The 23,686-nt window shown below is 49.5% G+C and carries 19 protein-coding genes and 1 riboswitch; of the genes, 9 read left to right on the top strand and 10 right to left on the bottom strand.

Annotation, left to right across the window (positions count from 1 at the left end; genetic code table 11):
• Nucleotides 1–57 precede the first annotated feature (57 nt).
• Nucleotides 58–1,266, top strand: coding sequence for an amine oxidase (locus NT073_RS27830; protein WP_297380451.1), 1,209 nt, complete (start codon nt 58–60; stop codon nt 1,264–1,266).
• 163 nt (nt 1,267–1,429) lie between these two features.
• A complete protein-coding gene (locus NT073_RS27825; protein ID WP_297380450.1) occupies nt 1,430–2,884 on the top strand; it encodes an META domain-containing protein in 1,455 nt (484 codons plus the stop codon).
• A gap of 18 nt (nt 2,885–2,902) precedes the next feature.
• Here NT073_RS27825 and NT073_RS27820 read toward each other — a convergent pair whose 3' ends face one another.
• The 4 genes from NT073_RS27820 to NT073_RS27805 form a co-directional block, all read right to left on the bottom strand.
• The gene (locus tag NT073_RS27820) at nt 2,903–3,631 is read right to left on the bottom strand and encodes an alpha/beta hydrolase-fold protein (protein ID WP_297380449.1); all 729 of its coding nucleotides are present in this window, start codon (nt 3,629–3,631) and stop codon (nt 2,903–2,905) included.
• A gap of 74 nt (nt 3,632–3,705) precedes the next feature.
• Entirely contained in the window at nt 3,706–4,299 is a 594-nt protein-coding gene (locus NT073_RS27815; protein WP_297380448.1) for an SGNH/GDSL hydrolase family protein, read from the bottom strand.
• Nucleotides 4,300–4,305: 6 nt separating this feature from the next.
• Nucleotides 4,306–5,385 carry a homoserine O-acetyltransferase gene (gene metX, locus NT073_RS27810; protein WP_297380447.1) on the bottom strand — a complete coding sequence of 360 codons (1,080 nt, stop codon included), beginning with the start codon at nt 5,383–5,385 and terminating at the stop codon, nt 4,306–4,308.
• A 78-nt stretch (nt 5,386–5,463) separates the two neighbouring features.
• Nucleotides 5,464–6,777, bottom strand: coding sequence for an O-acetylhomoserine aminocarboxypropyltransferase/cysteine synthase (locus NT073_RS27805; RefSeq protein WP_297380446.1), 1,314 nt, complete (start codon nt 6,775–6,777; stop codon nt 5,464–5,466).
• Between the two features lie 234 nt (nt 6,778–7,011).
• Nucleotides 7,012–7,115: riboswitch (SAM riboswitch) on the bottom strand.
• A 187-nt stretch (nt 7,116–7,302) separates the two neighbouring features.
• Here NT073_RS27805 and NT073_RS27800 point away from each other — a divergent pair.
• Nucleotides 7,303–7,629 (top strand): DUF721 domain-containing protein, encoded by a 327-nt coding sequence (locus NT073_RS27800; protein WP_012924833.1) that lies wholly within the window; start codon nt 7,303–7,305, stop codon nt 7,627–7,629.
• Between the two features lie 44 nt (nt 7,630–7,673).
• Here the strand turns inward: NT073_RS27800 and NT073_RS27795 are convergent, their stop codons facing one another.
• The 5 genes from NT073_RS27795 to NT073_RS27775 all read right to left on the bottom strand — a co-directional run bounded on the left by NT073_RS27795 (nt 7,674) and on the right by NT073_RS27775 (nt 13,189).
• A complete protein-coding gene (locus tag NT073_RS27795; RefSeq protein WP_297380445.1) occupies nt 7,674–8,375 on the bottom strand; it encodes a methyltransferase domain-containing protein in 702 nt (233 codons plus the stop codon).
• A 68-nt stretch (nt 8,376–8,443) separates the two neighbouring features.
• Complete coding sequence (locus NT073_RS27790) at nt 8,444–9,511, bottom strand: glycosyltransferase family 87 protein (protein ID WP_297380444.1); 1,068 nt, start codon at nt 9,509–9,511, stop codon at nt 8,444–8,446.
• A gap of 136 nt (nt 9,512–9,647) precedes the next feature.
• Nucleotides 9,648–10,451, bottom strand: a complete 804-nt coding sequence (locus tag NT073_RS27785) for a polysaccharide deacetylase (RefSeq protein ID WP_297380443.1) — start codon at nt 10,449–10,451, stop codon at nt 9,648–9,650.
• Nucleotides 10,388–11,383 carry a glycosyltransferase family 2 protein gene (locus NT073_RS27780; RefSeq protein ID WP_297380465.1) on the bottom strand — a complete coding sequence of 332 codons (996 nt, stop codon included), beginning with the start codon at nt 11,381–11,383 and terminating at the stop codon, nt 10,388–10,390. Before NT073_RS27780 ends, NT073_RS27785 begins: the two co-directional genes overlap by 64 nt.
• 204 nt (nt 11,384–11,587) lie before the next feature.
• Nucleotides 11,588–13,189 (bottom strand): Na+/H+ antiporter, encoded by a 1,602-nt coding sequence (locus tag NT073_RS27775; protein ID WP_297380442.1) that lies wholly within the window; start codon nt 13,187–13,189, stop codon nt 11,588–11,590.
• Between the two features lie 110 nt (nt 13,190–13,299).
• Here NT073_RS27775 and NT073_RS27770 point away from each other — a divergent pair, with 110 nt between their 5' ends.
• The 3 genes from NT073_RS27770 to NT073_RS27760 all read left to right on the top strand — a co-directional run bounded on the left by NT073_RS27770 (nt 13,300) and on the right by NT073_RS27760 (nt 16,077).
• The gene (locus NT073_RS27770; protein ID WP_297380440.1) at nt 13,300–14,292 is read left to right on the top strand and encodes an ion channel; all 993 of its coding nucleotides are present in this window, start codon (nt 13,300–13,302) and stop codon (nt 14,290–14,292) included.
• 75 nt (nt 14,293–14,367) lie between these two features.
• Nucleotides 14,368–15,279, top strand: a complete 912-nt coding sequence (locus NT073_RS27765) for an LD-carboxypeptidase (protein WP_297380437.1) — start codon at nt 14,368–14,370, stop codon at nt 15,277–15,279.
• 6 nt (nt 15,280–15,285) lie between these two features.
• Nucleotides 15,286–16,077, top strand: coding sequence for an SDR family oxidoreductase (locus NT073_RS27760; RefSeq protein WP_297380434.1), 792 nt, complete (start codon nt 15,286–15,288; stop codon nt 16,075–16,077).
• Nucleotides 16,078–16,133: 56 nt separating this feature from the next.
• Here the strand turns inward: NT073_RS27760 and NT073_RS27755 are convergent, their stop codons facing one another.
• Complete coding sequence (locus NT073_RS27755) at nt 16,134–17,486, bottom strand: amidohydrolase (protein WP_297380432.1); 1,353 nt, start codon at nt 17,484–17,486, stop codon at nt 16,134–16,136.
• Between the two features lie 700 nt (nt 17,487–18,186).
• On the opposite strand from NT073_RS27755, the gene NT073_RS27750 reads away from it, so the two are divergent.
• The 3 genes from NT073_RS27750 to NT073_RS27740 are packed head-to-tail and all read left to right on the top strand — an operon-like array spanning nt 18,187 to nt 23,398.
• Nucleotides 18,187–21,381, top strand: coding sequence for a SusC/RagA family TonB-linked outer membrane protein (locus tag NT073_RS27750; protein ID WP_297380429.1), 3,195 nt, complete (start codon nt 18,187–18,189; stop codon nt 21,379–21,381).
• A 13-nt stretch (nt 21,382–21,394) separates the two neighbouring features.
• Nucleotides 21,395–22,864 (top strand): SusD/RagB family nutrient-binding outer membrane lipoprotein, encoded by a 1,470-nt coding sequence (locus tag NT073_RS27745; protein WP_297380426.1) that lies wholly within the window; start codon nt 21,395–21,397, stop codon nt 22,862–22,864.
• Between the two features lie 21 nt (nt 22,865–22,885).
• Nucleotides 22,886–23,398, top strand: coding sequence for a hypothetical protein (locus tag NT073_RS27740; RefSeq protein ID WP_297380423.1), 513 nt, complete (start codon nt 22,886–22,888; stop codon nt 23,396–23,398).
• Nucleotides 23,399–23,686: the final 288 nt, after the last annotated feature.

Raw genomic sequence — 23,686 nt, 5'->3', positions numbered from 1 at the left:
GACCTTTCCCTCAGAAAAACGCACCTCTTTTGATGTCAGCCCGCTTTTTTCGCACCTTTGAGTACATCAACTTTTAAATCCTTGCTACTCGACTCAACAGTTGCCTCGTCTCTAAATCCGTTTCAGTCATTTTGGTGGGGTGGTTATGAATGCAGCGATCAACTAAACTGCTTCGGCCACCGCGTTGATTTACTTCGGGCCTCGGGCCATTTGCAATTACTCAACGAAGATTACGCCTTCCTGCATTCGTTTAATATCCGTACTGTTCGGGAAGGCATTCAATGGAGCCATGTCGAAAAACGACCGTATCAGTATGACTGGACCGTTGTCGCCGACATGCTGGCTGAGGGCCATCGGCAGGGTATTCAGCAGATTTGGGACTTGTGCCATTTCGGCTATCCAGACGATCTTACGCCTTTACACCCCATGTTTCCCCGTCGGTTTGCCGCTTTGTGCCGGGCGTTTGTTACGTTTTACCGTGATCGTTACCCCGACGAAACCCTCATTGTTACCCCTATTAATGAGGTCAGCTTCATGTCCTGGTTAGGTGGAGATGCCTGTGGTACAACGCCTTACTGCACTAAACAGGGCTGGGAAGTTAAAGTCGGTCTGATGCGTGCCTACATTGAGGGCGTAGCCGCCATGCGCGAGATCGACCCCACCATTCGTATCCTCACAACAGAGCCGCTGGTGCAAATGGTACCGCCCCAGAATGCTACTCAGGAGCAAATTATCAATGCGGCTATCGCCGATGAGAACCAGTTTCAATCGGTCGATATGTTGGCAGGCCGACTAACACCTGAATTGGGAGGATCGCCGGACTACGTCGATATTCTGGGATTCAACTATTACTACAATAATCAGTGGATTGAAGGTACCGGCACGTTTCTGGGCTGGAATGACGACATTCCCGACCCGCGCTGGGTACCGCTTCGGCAATTGCTTGTAAAGGCCTACCGACGCTATGAACGTCCCATTGCCCTTACAGAAACCAGCCACCCTGGTATTGACCGCCCATTCTGGATCGAAATGATTGGTCGGGAATGTGCAGCCGTCAGGCAGGCCGGGATTCCATTGGTGGGTGTGTGCCTGTACCCGATTGTCGACCGTCCCGACTGGGACCATACAGACTATTGGCACCGCTCTGGTCTTTGGGACGCCGATTTATCAACTACTCCGCCAGGAAGGATATTGGTTGAGCCGTATGCCAATGCATTGCGTCAGGCGCAGGCAACAATTCTAGAGTCCAGCTTACTTGTAGGTTAACTTTTTAACGTACAATTGGTTAAGAGGGGCAGCTTTCAACCGCTGCAGAACTGCCCCTCTACTGTAGATAATTATGTTGCCTGAATAAGTACATCGTTTAGGGTGGTAGCTAAGTATAAAGTATGTTGTGCAGATACCGGTGAATTCATAACCATTCTCACCCATGAAACAGATTGTTACCATCATCACCATACTGGTATTACCCGGCATGTTGCTCGGGCAGCCCCTGGAGCCCGGTTTTAATAAAGCGGAGTACATTGAACTCCTCAAAGTATCGGCCCAATTTGGCGATTCAACCTATGTCAGTTCGTTTCCGGCTCCGCAGCAGTATAACCTGGCTTACCGCTCACCCGTGGTCGGGCTGGACAATCGGTGGGATTTATGGACCAGCAAGCAAGCCGTGGCCGTGCTCAGTATTCGTGGTACAACAGCAAACAGTGTAAGCTGGCTTAGTAATTTTTATGCGGCCATGGTGCCCGCCAAAGGATCAATACAAATCAGCGATAAAGAAAACTTCCAGTATGAACTGGCGTCCAGCCCAAAGGCCGCTGTGCATGTGGGCTGGCTGGTAAGTACGGCTTTTCTGGCGAAGGATATTTTACCAAAAATTGATTCGTGTTACCGGTCGGGTATCAAGGACATGCTTATTATGGGCCACAGCCAGGGCGGAGGCATTGCGTTTCTACTGACGGCCTACCTGAAAAATCTCCAGAAGCAGGGCAAAATACCGGCCGACATTCGGTTCAAAACATACTGTAGCGCCGGACCTAAACCAGGCAATCTGTATTTTGCCTATGAGTATGAAGCCGCTACGCAGAACGGGTGGGCCTACAACGTTGTCAACGCGGCCGACTGGGTGCCGGAAGTGCCTTTTTCCATTCAGACGATTAACGATGTCAATACGACCAATCCGTTCAGAGGGGCACCGGCGATGATAAAGAAACAGAAGCTCCCGCAACGCATCGTTCTGAAATACATTTATAACAGCCTGAGCAAACCAGCCCTGAAGGCACAGCAAAACTATCAGAAGTTTTTGGGCAGACTGGCGTCTAAAACCGTACAGAAAAACCTGAACGGCTATGTAGCACCGGATTATTATAACAGCAATGATTACGTCCGAACCGGAACGACCATCGTTTTACTGCCGGATAGCGCCTACTTTAAAAAATACCCAGACAGCGAGGAGAAGATTTTCGTCCATCACTTTCATCCACCTTATTTATATCTAACAGAAAAGCTTTCAATGTCGCCTGGCCAAATGCAGTCGTCCAGCTCCAATCAATCTTTAGATGGCACTTGGGACCTGACCTATATATCGGGGCCAAGAATAGCGTTCGAAGGGTTGTATCCCGAGAAGAAGCCATCCATTACCTTCGATGTCGCTAACCAACGACTCAATGGATCTACCAGTTGTAATTCGTTCAATGGAAAGCTCGTTGTGGATGGTCCGAAAATCAATTTCGCCCAGCCACTGGCCACAACGCGTATGATGTGTCCCGGCGACGGCGAACAAACGTTTTTAAACGTATTAAAAACCGTGAATCGCTATTCCGTCAATGATAACACGCTCACGCTGATTATGGGCGATATCGCCGTAATGCGGTTTGTCAGAAAGTAGATTGTAGCCTGAACAGGTTCACAAATAAAGCTTCACCATTTTTTGCCAATCGCTCACCTGATGCGCCCGCCCATCCCAGACGTACAGTTCATGGGGAATGTGTTTATCCTGAAGGGCCGAACTCAGCATAATATTACTGCCCAGAAACGGATCTTCGGCGCCAATCGTCATCACAATCCGAAGCCGGCGGAGGGATTCGAGCAGGACGCTATCATCCAGATTGGGCAAAAAATGATTGGGGCTGTGGAAGTAAATTTCCTCGTCGTAGTAGTCGTCAAACAACCCGCGAAACTCACCCACCGGCTCCGATAGGTTGTACCTCCCGCTAAAAGCAACTACCTTCCCAAACCAGTGCGGATGCCGAAAGGCAATATTCAGGGCATGGTAGGCACCGAGGCTACAACCGTGCGAGATCATGAACGGCTGCGGATTCTTCAGGCGGGATAGCGGCAGTACCTCGTTGATAATATACTGTTCATACTGGTTGTGCCGCCGGATGCGGTCGTGGGGATGAGCCAACCGGTTATAGACACTTTCATGATCAACACTGTCTACGCAGTACAGTTGCAGCCAGCCGTTGTCAATTTTTTCGGCCAAGGTATCCGCAAGGCCGAAGGATTCATACTCATAAAAACGGCCGCGACGGGTTGGAAATACCAGCACCCGCGCGCCCGCATGGCCCAAAATCAACAACTCCATATCACGGTTTAGATTCGGACTAAACCATTTATGATATTCGCGGTGCATAACAGTAACGTTAAGTACCTGTGAATTTGCAACAGTTAACCCGAACCCTGGTGATTGGGCGAGTAAACAAATCGTTAAAAAATCCGGCACTGTTGTTGCAATGCTTCTTGCCAGGTTCGATAACCGGCAGGAGTCAGGTGAAGACCATCCGATTCAAAAAATTCTGAACGGGGTCTACCATTGCTCCCTAGCAAAGGCGTTGTCATATCAACATATTGCCAATCAGGTGTTTTTTCTAACTCCTGCTGGATTAATTTGTTCGTCCTTCGTATCTGATCGGCAATGTTCCAGCGGGCCGGACTAAGCTTAATTGATAGAAAAGCCATGGGCACGCCCGGCAGCAAACGCTTCATCTGCTCTGCAAAAGCCGAAAAGAACAGATACACTTCTTCGGGATGACGACCATCGCCGAGGTCATTGTCGCCGGCATAGAAAACCAACGATTTGGGTGCTGTCGGCACAACCAGTCGTTCAAAAAACCAGGCGCAGGCAGCTAACGTAGAGCCACCAAAACCTAAATTCAAGGTATCTAACTGAGGAAAATCCTGCGCGAGTGTAGTCCAGAGCCGAATGGATGAACTACCATAAAAAACGACTTTGTTCGTAGGCGTGGGTAGGTTACTTAGTTTAGTTTCGAGCTGTCGTATCTCGTCTTCGTACCAAATCATACTGCGTTATTTAACCGGCTGACTAAAACTTGTTGACGCGTTGGTTACCGGTGCTCCACCCGCCGAAGCGGCACTCGCCATCCACTTCCGGATAATACCGGCCAGTGGTCTAAACTCAATTAAAAAGCCATCATGGCCATATAATGAATCAATTTCTTCGTAAGTGGCATCGGGAATATGTCGGGCCAGGAACTGCTGCTCAGAGGGAGGAAAAAGCAGATCAGACCGAATTCCCACGACCAGCGTGCGGGATTTTACCTGCGCCAGCGCGTTTAGAATACTGCCCCGGTTTCGCCCAACATTATGCGAATCCATTACTTTAGACAGCGTCCAATAGGTGAAGGCATTGAATCGTTCAACCAGTTTCTCGCCCTGATAGCGCTGATAGCTCGCTGATTTATATCCATCTAGCTGCTCATTATTATCCAGCGCCTGTGTAAAGCCATAGGTATCGTAATTCCGATACGAAATCATAGCCATAGCACGGGCTGCTTTCATTCCGGCCACACCGGCATCGTCGCGCTGTTCGGGCCAGGTAGGATCGGCTTCAATAGCCATTCGTTGTGCCTCGTTGAAGGCAATACACCAGGGCGACGCAATGGCACTGGCTGCAATGATGACCAGGTTCTCGATAAGGCTGGGCTGTAGAATGGCCCATTCCAGCGCCTGCTCACCCCCAACCGAACCGCCAATGCACGTATGGATTTTTTCGATACCTAGTTCCTGCCGAAGCAAATCCAGAGCCGCCACCATGTCCCGGATGGTAATCATCGGAAAATGATGATAAAAGGGCTGCCCCGTATACGGATTTATAGACAAGGGACCGGTAGATCCATAGCACGACCCGATCACATTGGCACAGATCACAAAGTGATTGGCCGGATCGTAGTACTTGCCCGGACCCACCATACCGCCCCACCAGTCGCCCGCATCGGCATTGCCGGTCAGGGCATGGCAGATCCAGACAACATTCGACTGATCGCTGTTGAGGGTGCCGCGTGTGGTATAAGCCAGCCGAAATCCCGGCAAGCTCTCCCCGGATTCGAGCGGGAACGAATATTTGTAATCGAAATAAGTGAGGTCCAATCGAAAAAAAGTTAAGGTCCCACCCCCCAAAAGGGCTTTAGCTACCTGTATAGCCCTCTTTGGGGGTTGGGGCTTGTACTATCCTATTACCGGTTCGGCAATTCTGGCGAAGGCCTGCTCGAAGTCAGCTTTAATATCATCAATGTGTTCGATACCGGCCGAAACCCGCAGCACACCCATTGCAACACCCGCACTAGCCTGCTCCTGTTCGCTTAATTGCTGGTGTGTAGTAGCCGCCGGATGAATAATCAACGTTTTGGAGTCGCCAACGTTGGCGAGGTGACTCACCAGTTTCAGGCTGTTAACAAACTCGTTGGCGGCTTCATTGCCCCCTTTCACTTTGAAGGAGAATACGCCCCCAAACCCGCGTTTAAGGTATTTCTTAGCTAGTTCATGGTAGGGGCTGCTCTCCAGACCCGGATAGTTTACCGCTTCCACCTGTTCGTGCTGTTCCAGCCATTGGGCCAGCGCCAGGGCGTTCTGCACCGTACGATCCACGCGTAGCGAGAGCGTTTCCAGCCCCTGTAGCAGCAGGAATGAGTTGAACGGGCTGATGGCCGGACCCCAATCGCGCAGACCTTCTACACGGGCACGAATGATAAACTGGATATTGCCGAAGGGACCACCCACCCCGAACACATCGCTGAATACCATGCCATGATACCCTTCCGATGGCTCGCTAAATTGTGGAAACTTGCCATTCCCCCAGTTGTACGTGCCTCCATCGACAATAACTCCGCCGATGCTCGTACCATGTCCGCCAATCCACTTCGTAGCCGACTCTACAACCACGGCCGCCCCGTGTTCGAGTGGGCGGAAAAGGTAGCCACCGGCCCCGAATGTATTGTCGACGATCAGGGGTAGATCGTGCTCCTTTGCCAGTGCGGCAAAAGCATCGAAATCGGGAATATTGAACCCTGGATTGCCAATCGTTTCGAGGTAGATCGCTTTGGTATTTTCGTCGATCAGTTTGGCAAACGACTCGGGCTTGTCGCCGTCGGCAAAGCGGGCTTCGATACCCAGGCGCTTGAACGACACTTTAAACTGGTTGTAGGTACCACCGTACAGGAACGACGTCGTCACAAAATTATCGCCCGCGCTCAGGATGTTGCTCAGCGCGATAAACTGGGCTGCCTGTCCGGAAGCCACCGCCAGCGCAGCCACACCACCTTCGAGAGCCGCAACGCGCTTCTCGAACACATCGGACGTTGGGTTCATGATGCGGGTATAGATGTTCCCAAACGCTTTCAGCGCAAACAGATCGGCCCCGTGAGCCGAATCATTGAATACAAATGATGTTGTTTGATAAATGGGTACGGCCCGTGCGTTGGTAGTGGGGTCGACTTCCTGACCAGCGTGCAGCTGGAGGGTATCAAAGTGAAGTTCTGACATGATTATGAATGGTTAACGGTTTTACTGCCGGGTATTTTTGTTCGGCGTTTGTTGCCCCACAGCAGATGGTGTGAACTGGCAACCGGCAACGTCGAACTAGATACGATAAATTTGATAGGTGCACACGACAAACCATCCCGGTTTTCGTGGCGGTGGGTGGAGAAAGTCTGTTATGCCCGACAAGGCCATTTGGCCGGAGGCATACACTGCTGATAATAGAGCATGATTAGTACCGATTTATAGTTCCTAAATGTATTTAGGCAGGAGTTAGCACCTTGCCATGTGGTAGGTTGCCAGCGGTTCGCAGAGCCTGATCTCTCCCCGCTTCTTTATAAATCAATGCGCGTCAGGAATGGAAAAAATGACGCGTTGCAATGACTTGATGCCGCAAGTATACTAGTCAAACCGCGCGAATCCAAACAGCCCGGCGTTTTTCTGCATAAGCTACTTTTTTTAACACGGTAACTAATATCTCCGTCTATTAAGTCAATTCATTGTTTACTTTTGCAGCAAGACAACTGCCACATGAATCAAACGTATCGCTACAACCGTGAAAATGCCACCCGAGTGGCCGGAGTCACGTCTTTAAAAGATGCTATCGGGCAGTTGTTGAAAGCTTACCAACTACAGACCCGCTTCAATGAAACCTATCTTGAAGCTTTCTGGGGCCGAATGATGGGACCAACCATTGCGTCCCGCACGAATCGGCTCTACGTCCGCGACCGCAAACTCTATATTGAAATCGCGTCGGCCCCGCTACGTAACGAGCTAGTCAATGCCAAACAGAAACTTATCCAGTTGGTCAACAAGGACATGGGTACGGACGTCATTGACGATGTGGTCTTCATCTAGACTAGAGGCCGTTACTCCTCCAATACCATTAAGATACAAGACAACTAGAAGGTAATCAGTAAATTCCTGCGCTCTTGTTGCAGGGTAAGCGGTTCGTTGATAAACCGCGCTTTCAGGCCCAACCGCTCACACATAGCCAGCCATTCGGATTCGGGTATTATCAGAAACCCGTTTTCCTTACGAACCGTATGATAGTGCGAGAAGCGAAGGCGAACCAGCAATTTCAGAGTAGCGACTAATTTACCTTGCAAAAGCGACCGTTTTAGAATACCCCAAACGTCGCTCAGAAAGCTCTCCCCAACCATTAAATCACACATAAGGGCACGGGCATCCGGGGCAGCCACACGTTTGATCGCCTGCAAAAGCTGTTCTACCTCACTGAGATGCCGGTAATATTGCACAACGCTCATCACAATGATCACATCAAATCGCCTGTTGGCTACCGGACTAAAATTCAGATAATTGTCTGGGTCAAGATCATGGAAGTATACAGTAGACGAACTGGCGTGCCGGGCACGGGCAATCTCATTGTACCGTTTGGATATATCCAGACCATGTATTTCAGCTACGCGGTTGTGCCAGGCGTCTTCCAGATTACCTGGTCCGGAGCCAATGTCTAATACCCGATGGTTTTTTGATAAAGGAATGTGCATTTCGACGCGCTCCAGAAAATAATTGAAATTCGTCGACATCGACTCGTCGAATTCATTTTCACGTTGCCAGAAATCGAGCCAGGTGGGGGCCATCAATGAAGAAGTTAAGATGAGATTATGGAGAGGCCGCCAACGGCCTCTTTAGGCTGGACCAGTAGGATTTAGGAAGGATTATCAACAAGTTCCATGGCTGGTGACGCCGGAACTGATTTTATGGTGTGCATCAGATAAAGCAACCGAAACCAGATTAGTACGCAGGGCAAGGCTTTGAGTGCGTAAGGCGTTACCAGTAACTGACGTAGAAAACGTGGAAAAATATCGCTCGGCGATAAGACAGTGAGTATCAGACAACTTATCAACAGCGCCCGATCCAGCCACGTTTTCGGGCAGTAGAACCACCAGATCATGACACCCGTTACGGCGATTATGTAGGTGGGCGATTCGGCAACGGGATTGAAGATGACCTGAAAAATCAGAGCAGAGGCCAACAGCAGCATTTTGAACCAGTGTTCGCTATACACCTGAACCCGCCGGTAAACCGTACAAAACAGCACGACCCCTACCCCAATGATTGTACTTGTGCTGATATCGGGCGAGATAGTTAAATGGACCAGCTTATGAATAGACGTATTGGCCCATTTGTCGTAGTCAGATTTTAACAGTAGTTGCCTGACCCAATTCTCATACTGCCAAACCAACTGATCGGGTGAGGTGAACAGGAGGGGTAATAAACCCAGCACGACTCCCCACAGCAGCAGATACGCCAGAAATCGAAACTTCTGCGGATATAACAGGAACAAAGCGGCAGCTACCAGACTATATATCTTGATATTGAAGCCAACGATGATAAAAAAAGCAGCCCAGAACGGCTGGCGTTTTTCGAAACTGATAAAAGTAAACAGGGAAAGAGCCGCAATGAGTGGGTTCGTTTGGCTATTAACCAGGGAGGTGAACAGTTCCTGCATACTAAACCAGTACGCAACTACCTTCTGGTTGTGCGTAAGGGGCATCCGATAAACTGCGTATACCCAAACGGCGGTGAATAGAAGGTGCCACAAAAACAGGCCTACCGAAAAAGGCAGTGCAAAAATGGGCGCAAATAGAGCCGCAAACGTGGGTGCGTAATGGTAATGATCACCGTATTCGGCAGGATAGAGCAGATATAAATCCTTCCCGTCGATAAGATGATGTAATGAATAATAAAAAATCTGATAATTATTTGAATCCATGTTAATAAGCGTACGGATGCTTACAAACAGGGCGAGTATCCCATAAATGCCAACGATGAATCGATAATCACTGAACAGTGGTTTTCTAGAAAATGACATCATACAGAAACCAACAACAAAGGCGCTGGAGTATAACTTACTGAAGACGTTGCACAAAGTCTCCCATTGTCCCGAAGTCGCCGTATTGTTTTAGATAGCGCAGCAGATTTTCGACCCGGTCGAGGAGTTCATCCCGTGAGTGTCGGCGGACATAACCCGGAATTTTTTCATAACCAGCTAAATCCGTAAACTCCCAGGGATGCACATACAGGTTCAAAAAACCGTCTGTCCGCAGGGTTTGGCGGCATAACTGCTTATAATAGGCGAATGGAAAGTTTTTCAGGCTGAGCCAAAACAGGGGAAGCCGCAGTGTTGGGGTAACCGATGCCGGAATTTGCCAAACACCCGCTTCCCGAAATGGATGGCGCGGCTCACCCCAGTGATTATATCGACCGGGCAGCCAGGTTGGATGTAACGATGAGTTGTACTGATAACCAGCCTGCTGCACATCGTTAGGATCAACAAATCCCATTCGTGCACGCCGGAACCCAGTTACCGGCCGGTTGAGTAATTCTTCAAGCGCCAGCCGGGACTTTAGTAAATCGGCTGGCTCGAAAGTTGTATGAAAATAGCCGTGAGACGCTATTTCGTGTTTATTGGCAAGTTGTCTGATCAGCGCTGGTTCGTGAAGCGCGTAGTTGGCGGTTGTAAATAGTGTGACGGGGGTGCCGAGGGCATCGAACCGCTCAGCCAACAGGCGTAACCCCTTTGTTGATACCGCAATCTGTTCGCCAAGTGGAATGTTATGACCGAATTCAACAGCGGTGTCGAACTCCTCTACGTCAACGGTGAATAATATATTTCCTGAAGTTGTTCCTGTTCTTTTGCCGGGGCTTGCCATGTCGTTACGCTTTCCTCAATCTCGCTCGTATCGCCAATAATATAGGCGGGGCGGCCTTTTACCTCCACGAACGTTTTTCCCAAATATACGCCGATGATCCCAATCATAATGAACTGTACACCACCGATCAGTACCATCAGCAACACCAGCGTTGTCCAACCGGAAACCGTAGCATCTGTAAAGAAGTGCTCATACAACGTTTCAGCACCAAACAGACCGGCCATCAGGAACATTGTGAACCCAAGCAGAACGGATAAGTAAAGCGGACGCGTCGAGAAGGAGGTAATGCCCATAGCGGCCAGATGAAGCATTTTCCGGAATGAATACTTTGACCGACCGGCATAGCGAGCTGCCGGTTCGTAAAGGATACGGCATTGCCGGAAGCCAACCCACGAAATAGCTCCGCGTAAAAACAGGTCGTTTTCTTTAAACTGCTTAAGGGTATCGACCACTTTCCGGTCAAGAAGCCGGAAATCGGCTGCGCCATCCTCGATTTTCAGGTTGGAGACATTGCGCAGCAGCTGATAGAAATACTTCGAAGTTGTCCGCTTGAACCACGAGAGTTTTGGATCTGCCTGACGAACGGTGTAAACAACTTCATAACCTTCACGCCACTTTTCGATCAATGTCGGAATCAGTTCGGGCGGGTGCTGAAGGTCGGCATCCAGGCAAATAACGGCTTCCCCGCGCGCATTGTCATAACCGGCACGCAAGGCCATTTGATGGCCGAAATTTCGCGAGAACGAAATAAACCGTACCACCGGATAAGCCTGACTTAATTGCCGAAGTACATGACGGGTCTGGTCAGAGCTACCGTCATCTACAATCAGAATTTCGTAGCATTCGTATTGACTCATAACGGCCATCAATCGATGTACCAGCACAGATAAATTCTCTTCTTCATTGAACGCTGGCACGACCAGACTAATCATACCGGAGTAAAATCTTGTGTTATTCACTATTGCAAAGGTCCGTTACGGGCAGATTCCCTTAAATTTCCGACCAAATTAAGTATTTATACTTAATTCCTAAAGATCAAGCCGATAATTTTAATCTTAATAAAATGTTAGACCAACCAGATAAATATAAAGGTCTATATACTAGCGTATTTCTCAAATAAGATTCTATTAATATTTTCATTTATCAGGTTGTACCAGCGACAGCCGGGCGGCCTCCAAGTCCAACTCCTGCTCTATCTTGCGGAGTATATCATCGTCCAGCTGGCTATCCTTGCGTTGTTCGCTCAGTACAGTCCGTTCAATTGTCAGGAGCTCCAGCTGAAGCCGGACTGCCTGCTGGTAAAGTTCGGCCGGGCGCTCTGCCAGGTTCGTAGCCCGAAGCATACCGTTCAGTTCATTGATGCGCAGTTCGTAGGTGTTCTTTACGTAATTCAGGACGTCATCGTGAACCGACCCCGCCGAGTGGTTAGCCTCTAGGTGGGTTATAGCCTGTAAGGCCATTTTCTGCCGCAACCGTCGCTCTTCTTTCTTTTCGTCTATTTTTTCGCGTACATCCAGTTCGTCGATGAGTACGGGCAGGGTAAGCCCCTGTAATACCAGTGTGCAAAAGATAACCCCGAATGTAATGAACAGGATTAAATCGCGGCCCGGAAAAGGCTGCCCATTAGGCAACGTAAGGGGCAAGGCCAGCGCACCAGCCAGCGAGACAACACCCCGCATACCGGCCCAACTCACCACAGCCACCTGCTGCCAGCGTGGCTTTGCTTCCCGCTTCCGGATACGGGCACTCAGCCAGCGCGGGCCATAAGCACCCGGAAAAACCCAGACGATTCGGCATACAATGGCCACAGCGCTGATAAGCAGGGCATAGTTAACAGCCTGTGGCATTGTGTAGCCATTTAATTCGGAAACGATCGTTGGCAGTTGTAAACCAATCAGGATAAAGACCAGCCCGTTGAGCAGGAAGACCATAACTGCCCAAACCGAATTTGTCTGTAACCGGCTTTCATACGTAAACACCTGGCCGCTCCTGGCCGAAATAAACAGTCCAACCGTTACGACGACCAGCACCCCGGAAAGATGAAATTGTTCGGCTATCAGGTAAGAACCGTACGGGATGAGCAGCGTTATGGCCGTGTTGGTTATGGTATCCCGGCTAATGGCCTTATGCACCTGAAGCATTACCCAGCCGATAACCAGTCCCAATGCGCCACTGGCCAGTGCAATTCCGATAAATTGAAGACCGGCTTTCCACAAAACGAACTGACTGGTCAGGATAGCCACCAGGCCGTAGCGATAAATGATCAGGCTACTCGCGTCGTTCACCAGGCTCTCTCCTTCCAGCACTGTTGTGATCCGCTTGGGAATATTCAACCCTTTGGTTACTGACGATGCCGCTACCGCATCGGGGGGCGCAATGATGGCTCCGAGTAGATAGCCCTGTGCCAGCGTAAAACCCGGAATACATACAATGGCGACCAAAGCAACTACCGTAGAGGTAAAGAGCACAAGCCCTACGGCCAGAAACAAGACCGAACGACTGTATAATTTTAATTCAACATTGTCGATTTGCCAGGCAGCAGCGTATAGTAAGGGAGGCAGAAAGATAAGAAAAACCACATCCGGCGATAAGATGACGGGCGGCAGACCGGGTATCCAGCCGATGAACAAGCCAGTAAGTACTAATAGAATGGGGTACGAAATTCGTAAACGCCGGGCCACTACAGCCAGTAATGTCGTGATGCCAAGCAGACCGGTAATTGTTTCAATAGGGTGCATATCGTGAGTGGAATGAGGAATTATTCAGGTTACGCCATAAAGAGCAGGGCAAAATTGCGATAACTTTGTTTGCCAGCCCCTTCATCACAAACCCCAGCTAGTAAATAAGAATGAATACGGCAAACCAACGTCTTTTCAACCAAACAGGCAAAGGCAGTAATTTAGTTGAGCAGGAAGTACAACGCGACGATATTGGTTTCGGCACCAAGTTAACAGATTCCCGTTCCCGACTTGTTAATCAGGACGGTACGTTTAACATTGTTCGTGTTAATGGCACCCTTTGGGACCGACTGAATGTTTATAACCGGCTCATTACTATGGGCTGGCTGCAGTTTATGAGCTGGCTGGTAGTCTTTTATGTAACCGCTAATACCTTCTTCGCGGGTGTTTATATGCTGGCCGGCCCCGACATGCTGAAAGCAGCCAGTGAAAAAGCCCTGTATGGTCCGTTCTGGAAGTGCTTTTTCTTCAGTTCACAAACACTCACTACGGTAGGTTACGGCCATATTGCGCCGGACAGTTTTCTGACCAGTTCCATTGCCGCCTTCGAATCGATGGTTGGATTGCTGGCGTTTGCACTGGCTACGGGTCTGCTTTATGGGCGCTTCTCGCGCTCGGTTGCCCATATCCGCTTTTCAAAACAGGCCGTTCTGGCCCCCTATCTGGACGTTAACGGCTGGATGTTCCGAATTATAAACACCCGGTCTAACCAACTCGTCAATCTGGAAGTAAGCGTGTCAATGTCGCGGCTGGAACCTCGTGCAGACGGTACGCTGTATCGAAAATATTACGGTCTGAGTCTGGAACGGAACAAAGTAGCCTTCTTTCCAACCAACTGGACAATCGTTCACCCCATTACCCAAAACAGTCCTCTATACGGGTGTACGCCCGAAGATCTCGAAGCATCGGATACCGAATTTCTAATTTCGCTGCAGGCCCTCGACGATACCTTTGTTCAGAATGTACATACCCGGTTCTCGTACCGATTCGACGAAGTCCTCTGGGGTTATAAATTCCGGCCCATGTTTGATGGCACGCAGACTATGCCTATACAGCTGGATTTGACCAAACTAGACGATGTTCAGGAAACTCCACTAAACTGATGACCTTGCGTTTGCATCGTATTAACCTCCATATGTATCAACCGACCTCATTTATTATCAACCGATTCCCGTAACGTGATTTTACCTCCTTTTCTTTCTCCCGGCGATACCGTCGGTGTTGTCGCTCCAGCCAGTTGGTTTCCGTATAGCGAGTTGGCAGAAGGACTCCGCATCCTGCGTGAAGACTGGCGGCTCAACGTTATCGAAGGTGCCAGTTTGCAGGCCATCGACGGGCCTTTTGCCGGTTCGGACGACCTGCGCCGGAACGACCTGCAACAGCTTTTCGACAACCCTTCTGTACGAGCCATATTTGCGGCTCGTGGAGGCTACGGATGCTACCGTATTGCTGATGGTCTCGATTTATCAGGCTTGCTGGCAAACCCCAAGTGGTTGGTTGGGTTTAGCGACGTTACGGTGCTGCTCAGCTTACTGACCAATCGGGGTGTGATTAGCCTGCATGGTCTTATGCCCCGGCAATTTGGCGACCCCAATCGGGCCGAATCGCTGGAATCGCTACGGCAGTGGTTATTTGGCAACTGTCCGGCCTATTACGAAACACCCGCTCACCCGCTCAACCGACAGGGGCAGGCGTCGGGACCGCTGGTGGGCGGCAATCTGACCATGCTGACCAATTCGTTTTGCACACCCACCGACCTGAACGTTAGCGGAAAAATTCTCTTTATTGAAGATATTGACGAGACGCTTTTCTCGCTTGATCGTATGATGACGCAGTTCCAGCGATCCGGGCGACTAGCCGAGCTGGCGGGGCTGGTTGTGGGTCAGTTTACAGACATGCGCGCTAACTTATCCCTATCGTTTGGCAAAGGTGCCTACGAAATCATTGCCGATACGGTAGCCGCCTACGACTACCCTGTTCTTTTCGACTTCCCGGCCGGGCACGTCGACTATAATTTGGCCCTACCCATCGGCAAAACGGTTCAATTAATGGTGCAGCCCGAATCAGCAGTTCTTCATTTCAACCTGTAACCGATCATGGCGATTCCCTTCTCCGAGGCTGTTATCTGGATTACCGGTGCCTCATCAGGCATTGGCGAAGCAGTTGCGCTTAACTTAGCCGGGCATAAGGGCGTTAAACTGATTCTGTCGGCCCGGCGGGAAGATGAGTTGAAACGAGTGGCTAAGCAAGCGGGTTTACCCGCATCTGATGTGTTCATTCTACCACTGGACATGAGCTGTTCAGATAGTATGGCTCCGGCTGTAGAAGCGGTACGGCAACGATTTGGACGAATCGATTATGTTTTTCAGAATGCAGGTATTACCCAACGGAGTTCGGTAGCGGATACTGACTTTCTAGTGTATAAACGCATTATGGACGTCAACTTCTTTGGGGTTGTTGCCCTTACCAAGGCGGCTTTACCACTTATGCTCGCTCAAGGCAGCGGTCATTTTGTGGTAACCAGCAGCGTTGCTGGAAAACTTGCCACTAAACAACGATCAGGGTACTGTGCCAGCAAACATGCGCTGCATGGCTTTTTCGATGCGCTCCGTGCCGAAACCTTCGATGCAGGCTTACGGATCACGCTGGTATGCCCCGGCTATATCCATACCCCTATTTCGGTACATGCCCTCGGAGCCAATGGCCAGCAACATGGTAAAATGGATGAAAACCAGGAAAAAGGTATGCCCGCCGGCAAATTTGCCAGGCAACTGCTGCGAGCGGTTTCTCAGGAGAAAGAAGAAGTGTACATAGGCGGGAAAGAAACGTACGGTATCTACCTCAAACGGTTCTTTCCCGGATTACTTTCCCGGATATTAAGGAAATAGTGGAGTAAGTGAAGTAAGTCTGCCATTTCACCCACTCCACTACTTCACCCACGCTCCTACTTGCCACTCGCCGTGAGTTCTTTAACGGCAACACCTTTATTGGCAAGCTCCATATAATCGACCGTCAGGTGGCAAAGTGATTTCATACCCAATACGAAACAAGACTCATCAATCTGAAAGTCGGGAGTGTGGTGCGGAGCAGCCTCTTCTACCTTTTTACCTTTGGTCATTCCTCCCAGGAAGTAGAAGAAACCCGGCACTTTTTGTTGGAAGAATGAGAAGTCTTCGGCTCCCGTTTGTGCTGGTGTTAGTTTAACATTGGTCTTGCCAGCCAGCGCTTCGAGCGTTGGGGTCATCTGGTCGGTCAGTTTGGGATCATTATACGTGACCGGGTACATAACATTAATTTTCACGTCGGCTTTAGCACCAGCACTTTCGGCAATGTTCGTTGCAATCTCATTGATCCGCCGATGTACGAGCTGTTGCGCTTCGGGACTGAACGTCCGGATCGTACCGATCATGTTGGCATCTTCGGGAATAATGTTCTGGCGAATTCCACTGTGAAGCGCCCCGACTGTCACTACGGCGGCATTATCGGTAAGTGTCAGGTTTCGGCTCACTATCGTTTGCAGGCCCATAACCACCTGAGCGGCCGTTACAATCGGGTCTACGCCCGACCAGGGTGCCGCCCCGTGGGTTTGCTTTCCTTTGATTTTAATAGCGTACTCATCAACGGCTGCCATAGTCGCTCCGGGGCGGTATTTGATAGTACCTACTTCAGTTTGCGAGTTGATATGTAGGCCAAAAATAGCATCAACTTTAGGGTTTTCGAGAACGCCTTCCTTGATCATCAGGTAGGCTCCCCCTTCTTCACCAGCGGGTGCACCCTCTTCGGCAGGTTGAAAGATAAACTTAACCGTACCCCGTAAATCGTTCTTGACAGATGCCAGAACTTCGGCGGCTCCCATGAGCATAGCCACATGTGTATCGTGTCCACAGGCATGCATAACACCGGTTCGCTGGCCATTATACTCTGTCAAGGCGTCTGATTTGAACGGTAAGTCAACGCGTTCGGTGACTGGCAACCCATCCATATCAGCACGCAGAGCAACAACTGGGCCTGGTTTGCCGCCCTTCAACAAGCCAACCACGCCGGTTTTACCAACGCCCGTTTTTACCTCCATACCCAACGATTGCAGATGCGCGGCAATTTTAGCGGCTGTTTGAAACTCGCGGTTTCCCAACTCTGGATGCTGGTGAAAATCCCGACGCCAGGCAACTACCTTTTTTTCAAGACTTTCGGCCGTTTTATCCATCCGGGCATTCACCGTCCCTATTTGGCCAAAGGCCGTTTGAACGGTTAATCCGCCTAAGAGTAATACACGGCCACAAAGTTGATAACGATTCATAGAATTAGTCAATTTAGGTTTTCTCTGACAAGATAATAGGCAATCTCGCGTTAATCCCGCATGATCTACTGGATTAACGCACTTTTACAATCATTTAATCGTCCTCAAATTTTCATTAAAAATAGAGTATACTTTTCTAAATAGCTTACCTGTTCGCAAACAATGACGAAAACTGGCAGGGTTTATCATTGACAGAACCCTTTTATTAGTGATAGTTGCCTGAAAGAACCCGAATGCGGATTTGCAAGGCCCAACCCTTGAGAAGAATAGAATTTCACGGCTAAGGGTCAATCGCTATTTGAGGGTCGCTGCTTTCCTGAACTCGTGGGAAGGCTTTTTTCCTCTAATAGTCGCAGACAACTTAGCCCGAAGGTAGCTGGCTTATTTGTTACACATTTTTTTCTGTGTGGGTAATGTAAGCCATATATACAGAGCCGGGATAATCCTGTGAACACTACGGCTATGACACAGTCCTTCTTAGCTAGAAGCCTATCCTCTTGCCAAAATAATTTCCTATTTAGACTATATACGTAATAATATAAATAGAGTATAATATTAAAATCAGACAATATTAACTGTAAGTACATATAAACTAATACTTATGTGTATAAAAGTGATTTTTATTGAACTTTAGCCATAAATAATTCCTTTTAAGAGCTAGTAAAGTTTTATTTATCACTAATTCATCTACTAAACTATCATGAGAAAACTTCTATCAGGAAGTTGGCTACTCTTGTTATTATCCTATTTGCCTGTATTGGCTCAGGACGTGACAGTGAGCGGCCGTGTCACTTCATCAGATGATGGCTCCGCACTTCCAGGAGTGAGTGTACAGATAAAGGGTCTTAGCCGGGGAGGGACAACAGATGCCCAGGGTACTTATCGGGTAACCATACCGGCAAATGGTCGATTGGTATTCAGTTACATCGGCTACAAAAGTCAGGAGTTGCCGGTTGGCAACCGCACTACCCTCAATGTGGTTTTACAGGCCGATGCCACCAATCTGGGTGAAGTAGTTGTTACAGCATTGGGTATTGAACGGGACACCCGGTCCTTATCCTACGCCACCCAGCAGCTAAATGGCGACCGCATTTCACAACGGGGCGAACCTAACGTGTTAAATGCCTTACAGGGTAAAGTATCGGGGGTTCAGATTACGGGAGCCAGTGGCGAAGCCGGTGCCTCAACGAATATCAACATTCGTGGTATTCAGTCATTTACCGGAAATAACCAGCCACTTTTTGTAGTCGATGGTATCCCCATCAGTAACAGCGTGGACCGCACCAACCTTGGCCCAAACGGCACGCTTGGCGGTCCGCAGTCCTCAAACCGGGCCCTCGATATTGCCCCGGAGAACATCGAGTCGCTGAACGTACTCAAAGGGCCTGCTGCGGCTGCCCTATATGGTTCACGTGCGGCTTCGGGCGTCATCGTAATTACGACGAAGTCCGGCAAAAATGCCAAGAAGAAAACCGAGATCACGGTTAATTCGGGCATAACATTTCAAAACGTATATGGCCTTCCGAACTTTCAGAACGGTTACGGTCAGGGGTTGAATAATATTTTCCAGAGCAATAGTGTAGCCTCTTGGGGACCTGCCTACGGCTCTCCGGCCACACTGGAAAATGGCTTTTTTACCCGAAATTCCGCAAACCCCACGCAGCTGGATTCGACCGCACTGTTTCCGGGTGGCGCTTTACCGGCTTACAAAGCCTATGCGAATTACCGGGCTTACCCAGACAACATCAAGAACTTCTTCAACCAGGGCCGAATCCTGTCGAACTCCGTCAATATTGGTGGCGCGAGCGGCTCCAGCAATTATAATTTCTCGGTAGCCAATACCGCTCAAGAAGGTATTGTTCGAAACTCGAAATTCAACCGGACCAACGTAAGTTTTGGTGGTAACACCGTATTGTCGAATAAATTTCACGTTGGCGCATCGGTCAATTATAGCAATACGGGCCAGAGCAACTCGCTGACGGGTAACGGTGGTAGTGCCTTTGGGCAGTTGGTATCCGTACCACGCAGCTATGATCTGCCAAACCTTCCTTTTCAGGATGTTAATGGCCGTAGTGTATTTGCGGGTACACCCGGCTCTAACGAAAACCCAATCTGGGGTCTGGAAAACAACCGAACAACCAGTAATGTCGACCGCCTGATCGGTAATATCAACATCGGCGTTGACCTGGTTAAAGGTATCAATCTGTTTTACCGGGCCGGTATCGACACATATACCGACCGCCGGAAGCAAATCTTCGCGCCCAGTGCGGCCCGCCTGCTGGTGGGTGGTGTAGGCGAAGATATTTATTACTGGCAGGAGCTGAACAGCGACCTGATTTTGACCGGCCAGAAAAATGACATTCTGCCGGGCCTTAACATCGAAGGCCGGTTGGGCTTTAACGTGAACCAGCGGAAATCACAGAACGTAACGGCCAACGGACAAAGTCTGACGTTACCTAACTTTTATAACTTGAGCAATGCCACGGTCTTCTCAAACAACACCGGAGAGAGCAACACCCTGCGTCGACTGGCCGGCTACTACGGACAGGCCAGTTTCTCGTTCCGGAATTATGCCTTCCTGGAACTGACTGGCCGCTTCGACAAATCGTCGACCTTACCGCTCAGCAACAATACCTATTTCTATCCGGCCGTATCGGCAAACGTAATTCTTTCGGATATCTTCCCGATCAAATCATCGACGCTTTCCTACCTCAAAGTACGGGGTAGTGCTGCTACGGTGGGTAAAGATGCCGACCCCTATCAGCTGCAGTCGGTTTACGTGACCACGAGCCGGGGAAACAACGTATCGAACATTGCCTTCCCCATCAACGGACAGAACGCCTTCTCGATCAGCAACCGGATTGGTCCCGGCGACAACCTGAAACCTGAGTTCACAACCTCCTACGAAGGTGGCCTGAATATTGGGCTGTTCGATAACCGCTTTAGCCTTGACCTCACCTACTACAATTCAGTCAGTACAGACATGATCGTAAACGTGGGTATGGCCGCATCGACGGGCTACACAACACGGACCACAAACGTGGGTAAAATGACCAACAAAGGGATTGAAGCCTTATTGACGGTAACCCCAATCCGGGTTAAAGACTTCCGCTGGGATGTAACCGTCAACTACACCCGTAACGTAAACGAAGTTGTCGACATCGCTCCGGGGGTGGAAAGTTTCTCCATTCCGGGAAGCGCCTTCACCGGTTCAATTCCATCCATCGTGAAAGGGCAGCCTTATGGTGTCATTCTGGGTAACAAAAAACCGACTAACCCCGACGGCCAGTGGATCATAAACCCCAATACGGGCTTATGGAATCCGGAAGTGTCTAACCAGAATATTTCCAACCCAAACCCACTCTGGATAGGCAGCATTCAGAATACCTTCAAATACAAAGGTCTTGCGTTGGGCTTCCTGTTCGATACCCAGCAGGGCGGGCAATTGGTAGAGTTCTCGTCGGGTTCGTATAAATCAAATGGTACGCTGGATGTAACGGGCGTTAACCGGCAGGCCCCTCGTGTTATACCGGGGGTATTTGAGATCAGCAACGCCGACGGCTCCAAATCGTACACACCGAACAACATCCAGGTGGATGCACAAAGTTACTGGCGTGCATTTGGCTTGCAGAGCGACCTGAACGTGTTCAGTGCAACCCGATATAGTCTGCGCGAAGCGACACTGAGCTACGACCTGCCCGCATCGCTGATCAGCAAAACGCCCTTTGGTGGCATATCCATCTCTGCCGTTGGCCGTAACCTGTGGTATTTCGCCCCCGGTTCGCCCATCGACCCTGAAGTAAACACCCAGGGAGCAGGCAACATCCGTGGTCTGGAATTACAGAGCGCACCCAATACCCGCAACTACGGCGTAAATCTGAGATTTACTTTCTAATCACTCTCACTTCATGAAAACAACTTATAAAGCGCTCATTGCCATGTCGCTGCTATCGGTAATGGCAAGCTGTAGCGAAAGCTTCTTCGATATTAATACAACCCCGAACAACCCAACGGTAGTACCGGCTTCTGTACTGCTCACGACGGTTGAATACGATGCGGCCTTCACCTCTACCAACGACCTTAACCGCATCAACGAGGTACTCACGCAACACATGGCCGGGGTAGCCAATCAGGTTGCCGCCTACGATGTGTTTAACCTGCGCGGTGCTTCCGATAACCAGTGGAACGGCGAGATTTATGCGGGTATGCTCACTAACGCCCAGCGACTTATTGAACAAACCCAGCAAACCACTCCCGCCTATGCCGGTATTGCCAAGATTCTGAAAGCTTACGGTTTCAGTATTGCTACCGACGTGTGGGGCGATGTACCTTACTCGGAGGCCCTACAGGGCCTGAATGTCCTGACGCCCCGGGTAGATGCCCAGCAGGATATTTACCTCGGTAATTCGGAGAAGAAAATACAGAGCCTGTTTGATCTGGTTAAAGAAGGTATGGCCGATCTGGACAAACCCAACACGGGGGTTTTGCCAGGTGCCGACGATGTAGCCTATCAGGGTAACTTATCCCGATGGAAACGGCTTGGCAATACGCTTATGCTTCGACTGGCTATTCAGATGAGCCGTAAAGCACCCGCTCAAGCCAAACAGATTATTACGGATATTCTGGCCTCACCAGCGGGTCTGATCAACGACAACTCCCTTGATTTCCAGGTTGGATTTGGTACGGATAACGGCAAGCAGAACGCTCTTTTTTCGTTCAACTATGTTAACCGGACGGGTGATTTGATGGCTAGTCAGCGGTTTCTTGATACGCTAACGGCTTACAATGATCCGCGCATCAGCCGTTTCTTTACGCTGGCCACCAATACCAGCCGTTACGTAGGGTTCAACAACGGTGCAACAACGGCCGCGCCCAGTGTTGTAGCTAACCGGTCGCGCTACGGCGTATACCTGATTGGTACCGGTGGTGAAGCACCAACCCGGATTATCACCAACTTTAACCGGGCCTTTTTACTCGCCGAAGCCGTCGTTTCGCTGGGCGTGGCCGGTGATGCACAAGCCTTGTATCAGGAAGGTATCCGGGCCTCTATGCTGAAAGCCGGGGTTGCCGTAACGGATGTCAATGACTATTTCGCCAAAAATCCACAAATCGTAACGCTATCCGGCGATACCCAGAATCGACTGCGGCAGATTCTGACCCAGAAGTGGATTGCCAACATTGGTATGGGCATCGAATCCTGGAATGACTTCCGTCGGACGGGCTACCCGCGGCTGGCCTTACCGCTGAACGCACAGGGCGACAATCCGGGCGTTATACCAGTACGTCTGCCTTATACCTCAAACGAGCAACAACGTAATCCAAATGTGCCAAATCCCGGCCCACGAATGGATGAACGGTTATGGTGGGATGTTGATTAACTCATTTTACGACAGAAAATCATGAAAAAACTAAGTTATATAGCCAGCTTTCTGCTGCTGTTTGCTACAGCAGCCTGTACGAAAGATGATATCGTTTCAATTCGCGATGCCCAGGCCACTGACAACGCCATTACGTTTACCAATTTCAAGTATTTCGAGCGTATCCCAATTGGCGAAACCTCTATTTCCGGTGGTGGTGCTATTACCATTACTATGACGCTTCCCGACGCCAGCCCCCGGTCATTCAAAGAAATAACCCAGGTGGGTGCCTCTACGATCAACGCCAGCTTAAACCAGAATACGTTTAAAACAGCTGCAAATACATTGGCATCCAAAATTTCGGTGAGCGGCAAAACGGCTACGTTCACAACAACCATTGCAAACTACCTGGCGTTTCGAAAACTGACGGCTATGCCCAGTACGACAACTGGTGGTATTGTAACCTACAGCGATATGCAGTTTTTCTTCCTTGTTACGCTGGATGATGACACAACGGTAGTACCCATGGAGTATCGGGTCCGCGTTCGGGCCTAACAATAGGTTTACCTGTTTAAAAGCATCGGCTGTAATAGCCGATGCTTTTTTATTGTAATTGGGTTAACTCTTTTTACATGTACACATGGATGGGATAAATGTCTTGCCTGACTATCTGTACCCATACAGACCATTAAGTACTTCCTGAAATTATTCAATTTTCGTTAATTATAAACACTATACTAATCAATCAATAATCACAGCATAATACACTAACTATAACAACTTTTATAAAATAATATTGGGTAATTTATCTCTTTATAATAAGATATCTTTACGGATAAGCAT

Source organism: Spirosoma sp. (assembly GCF_026391055.1).
Classification (GTDB): domain Bacteria; phylum Bacteroidota; class Bacteroidia; order Cytophagales; family Spirosomataceae; genus Spirosoma.
This window is presented reverse-complemented; position numbering and strand designations above follow the sequence as displayed.

Bases quoted from the DNA above. Each gene is read 5' to 3' on its own strand.
- NT073_RS27825 (WP_297380450.1), top strand. From the start codon at position 1,430: ATGAAACAGATTGTTACCATCATCACCATACTGGTATTACCCGGCATG.
- NT073_RS27820 (WP_297380449.1), bottom strand. From the start codon at position 3,631: ATGCACCGCGAATATCATAAATGGTTTAGTCCGAATCTAAACCGTGAT.
- NT073_RS27815 (WP_297380448.1), bottom strand. From the start codon at position 4,299: ATGATTTGGTACGAAGACGAGATACGACAGCTCGAAACTAAACTAAGT.
- NT073_RS27805 (WP_297380446.1), bottom strand. From the start codon at position 6,777: ATGTCAGAACTTCACTTTGATACCCTCCAGCTGCACGCTGGTCAGGAA.
- NT073_RS27800 (WP_012924833.1), top strand. From the start codon at position 7,303: ATGAATCAAACGTATCGCTACAACCGTGAAAATGCCACCCGAGTGGCC.
- NT073_RS27795 (WP_297380445.1), bottom strand. From the start codon at position 8,375: ATGGCCCCCACCTGGCTCGATTTCTGGCAACGTGAAAATGAATTCGAC.
- NT073_RS27790 (WP_297380444.1), bottom strand. From the start codon at position 9,511: ATGGATTCAAATAATTATCAGATTTTTTATTATTCATTACATCATCTT.
- NT073_RS27785 (WP_297380443.1), bottom strand. From the start codon at position 10,451: ATGGCAAGCCCCGGCAAAAGAACAGGAACAACTTCAGGAAATATATTA.
- NT073_RS27780 (WP_297380465.1), bottom strand. From the start codon at position 11,383: ATGATTAGTCTGGTCGTGCCAGCGTTCAATGAAGAAGAGAATTTATCT.
- NT073_RS27775 (WP_297380442.1), bottom strand. From the start codon at position 13,189: ATGCACCCTATTGAAACAATTACCGGTCTGCTTGGCATCACGACATTA.
- NT073_RS27770 (WP_297380440.1), top strand. From the start codon at position 13,300: ATGAATACGGCAAACCAACGTCTTTTCAACCAAACAGGCAAAGGCAGT.
- NT073_RS27760 (WP_297380434.1), top strand. From the start codon at position 15,286: ATGGCGATTCCCTTCTCCGAGGCTGTTATCTGGATTACCGGTGCCTCA.
- NT073_RS27755 (WP_297380432.1), bottom strand. From the start codon at position 17,486: ATGAATCGTTATCAACTTTGTGGCCGTGTATTACTCTTAGGCGGATTA.
- NT073_RS27750 (WP_297380429.1), top strand. From the start codon at position 18,187: ATGAGAAAACTTCTATCAGGAAGTTGGCTACTCTTGTTATTATCCTAT.
- NT073_RS27745 (WP_297380426.1), top strand. From the start codon at position 21,395: ATGAAAACAACTTATAAAGCGCTCATTGCCATGTCGCTGCTATCGGTA.
- NT073_RS27740 (WP_297380423.1), top strand. From the start codon at position 22,886: ATGAAAAAACTAAGTTATATAGCCAGCTTTCTGCTGCTGTTTGCTACA.